This window comes from Mesorhizobium sp. M5C.F.Ca.IN.020.32.2.1 (assembly GCF_004023105.1).
GTDB classification, from domain to species: domain Bacteria; phylum Pseudomonadota; class Alphaproteobacteria; order Rhizobiales; family Rhizobiaceae; genus Mesorhizobium; species Mesorhizobium wenxiniae.
Genome location: NZ_RZSX01000853.1, coordinates 1 through 2678, shown reverse-complemented (window position 1 = coordinate 2678; position 2678 = coordinate 1). Strand labels below are relative to the sequence as shown.

4 protein-coding genes are annotated in these 2678 nt (G+C 63.3%); 2 read left to right on the top strand and 2 right to left on the bottom strand.

Annotated features, from left to right (window positions below):
- Together EOA86_RS29890 and EOA86_RS29885 are read left to right on the top strand one after the other, a co-directional pair.
- Positions 1–268 (top strand): MBL fold metallo-hydrolase (locus tag EOA86_RS29890; RefSeq protein ID WP_206630177.1); only part of this gene is annotated, 268 nt, incomplete at its 5' end.
- A gap of 257 nt (positions 269–525) precedes the next feature.
- Positions 526–1500: a hypothetical protein gene (locus tag EOA86_RS29885; protein WP_128344930.1), complete on the top strand. Its 975-nt coding sequence runs from the start codon at positions 526–528 to the stop codon at positions 1498–1500.
- A 32-nt stretch (positions 1501–1532) separates the two neighbouring features.
- Here EOA86_RS29885 and moaB read toward each other — a convergent pair whose 3' ends face one another.
- Together moaB and EOA86_RS29875 are read right to left on the bottom strand one after the other, a co-directional pair.
- Positions 1533–2090: a molybdenum cofactor biosynthesis protein B gene (moaB, locus tag EOA86_RS29880; protein WP_127210651.1), complete on the bottom strand. Its 558-nt coding sequence runs from the start codon at positions 2088–2090 to the stop codon at positions 1533–1535.
- Positions 2077–2678: 4-(cytidine 5'-diphospho)-2-C-methyl-D-erythritol kinase (locus tag EOA86_RS29875; protein ID WP_128344929.1), on the bottom strand; the 602-nt coding region annotated here is incomplete at its 5' end. The genes moaB and EOA86_RS29875, both read right to left, overlap by 14 nt.

Here is a 2678-nt window from a genome sequence, read left to right as displayed (position 1 = left end):
GCATTACGGCGCCATCGGCCGGCTCGATATCCTTATGGTGCCTATCGACGGCGGCATGACGCTGTCGCTTGACCGGATGACCGAAATCACCGCGCGGCTCTATTCCTCGATGATCCTGCCGATGCATCGCCATGCCACCGCGATCAGCGAATTCACAGGCAGGATGGGCGACGATTTCGCGGTGGAATTCCTCTCCGGCCGGTCGCTGACGGTTTCGCTGAAGACCCTGCCCGACCGGCCGACGATCATCATTCTCGACGGGGTTTGATCGCTTCGTCGCGATCTTCTCCGCCGCGCGCGGCCTCCGTTCCACCTCGCTCGAAACACTCGCTGTCGCGAAATCAACGAGCCTTAATGCTCTGTCAAGCTTGCCGGAAAGTTTGCGACAGCTCCTTTCATTGTGCATTGCACAAAACCTGACCGGGGGTTACCATTCCTTTGATGCGGGCGGATCGGTTATGGGTAACGCCTGAGCGGTGAGCGGCCGACGCTTCGTCGACGCTGCCCTCATAGCTGAGGATCCTGATGGCCCTTTCAAGCCCTGACAAATCCGGTGCTGCAAGCCTCGAGTCGATCGCTCGAAACGGCAGCCTGCTGCGCCGCATTGCCGTGCGGATTCCAACCTATCTGTCGGATCTTCGCGAAAATCCGGCATGGCTGCCGATGTTCATGCTGGCGCGCACCATGCCGGGGCGGCGGTTGCATTGGCGTGGCGCAAAACCGGTTCGACCGGCACAAAAAGCTGAGGAGACGATGTTCACCGGCGTCGATCGTGATGCCGTGGTCGGCGCGCTCCGCTCGGACGGCCTCTTTTCCGGGCTTGCCCTGCCGTCGTCGGTCTACCAGGAGATCGCCAGCTTTGCGCAGCGCACGCCTTGCTTCGGCAATTTCGACCGACGGCTGGAGTTCCTGCCGGCCGAGCACGCCGACGCCGAGAAGCACTTCGGCCGTCCCTTGCTCAGCGGCCACTTTTTCGAGCGGGTTCTCGACTGCAATGCTGCGCTTACCGTGCAGCGCGATCCGCTGCTTCTCGACATCGCCGCCCATTACCTCGGCAGCCAGGCGAAGCTGATCACCACGCGCGTCTGGTGGAGCTTTCCGACGAGCTCTGTCTCCGACGCCGAGAAGAACCTGGCGTCGCTTGGCAAATACCACTTCGATCTCGACGATTGGCGGATGCTGAAATTCTTCTTCTATCTCAATCCGGTCGATGCCGAGACTGGTCCGCATGTCTATGTCCGCGGCAGCCACAACCGCCGCGCCCTCAGGCACCAATTGACGCTCCTCGTCGGCCATCCAGCGGAAGAGGTTCTGAACGTCTACGGCGCGCAGAGCCCGATTACGCTGACCGGCGAGGCAGGTTTGGGCTTTGTCGAGGATCCCTTCGGCTTCCACATGGGCACAGTGCCGACGCGCAAGCCGCGGCTGATGATGGAAGTCGGCTTCGGCGTTTCGCCGCCCTCGCGCCGGCGGTTCCACGGCGAGCCGGTTATTCGCTGATTTTGGCCCCGAAACAGCCTTGGGAGCTTGGCCTAACTTGTCTTGGTCCCGCCGCGCCGCAGATGTTCGTCCAAGCGCGGCATGATCTCGACGAAGTTGCAGGGCATGTGCCGGTAGTCGAGCTGCGGCTTCAAAATGCCGTCCCAGGCGTCCTTGCAGGCGCCGGGCGAACCCGGCAGCACGAAAACGAAGGTCGCGTTGACGACGCCGCCGGTCGCCCGACTCTGGATCGTCGAAGTGCCGATCTTGTCGTAGGAAATGCGGTGGAACACTTCGGAAAAGCCGTCCATGCGCTTTTCGAAGATCGGCTCCAGCGCCTCCGGCGTCACATCGCGACCGGTAAAGCCGGTGCCGCCGGTGGTGATGACGACATCGATCGCTTCGTCCCTCGACCAGCCCAGAACCTTGTCTCGAATTTTCTCGCGGTCGTCGGTGACGATGTCGCGGGCGGCCAGTAAATGGCCGGTCTCCACGATGCGGTCGGCCAGCGTCTGGCCGGATTTGTCGTCGGCGAGGCTGCGCGTATCGGAAACGGTCAGCACCGCGATGCGCACGGGAATGAAGGAACGGCTCTCGTCAATCCTGGCCATGCGTGTCAGCCTCAGATGTCATGGTTCGCGTTGCGGCGACGAACCAGTCGGGATGGCGGCTGCGGATATCGACGGCCGCGCGCTTGGCGACATTGCCAGTCTCAAACAGCCCGAAGCAGGTCGCCCCGGAACCCGACATCCGGGTGAACCCCGCTCCAGCCTTGTTGAGCACCGAAAGCGCCTTGCCGATGGCGGGTTGGATTGCCCGCGCCGCGGGCTCGAGATCGTTGCGCGTAATCTCCAGCCAGTTGCGGATGCTGTGGAAGTCGAGGTCGCGCGGCAGCGGCGGCAGGCCCTCATTGTGGCGATCAGAAAGGGCATTGAACACCTCGGCCGTGGAGACGGCGGTGCCGGGATTGACGAGGACCAGCCCGAGTGCCGGAAAGCCCGGCACGGCCGACAACTCTTCGCCAATGCCGAGCGCGATCAGCGGCTTTGCCGCAAGGCACATGGGAACGTCGGCGCCCAGCGAGAGGCCGATCCGCGCCAGTTCGGCGTCGTCGAGATCCAGCCTCCATATCTCAGCGAGCCCGCGCAACACCGTTGCGGCGTCGCTCGACCCGCCGCCGACGCCGCAACGGTGTTGCA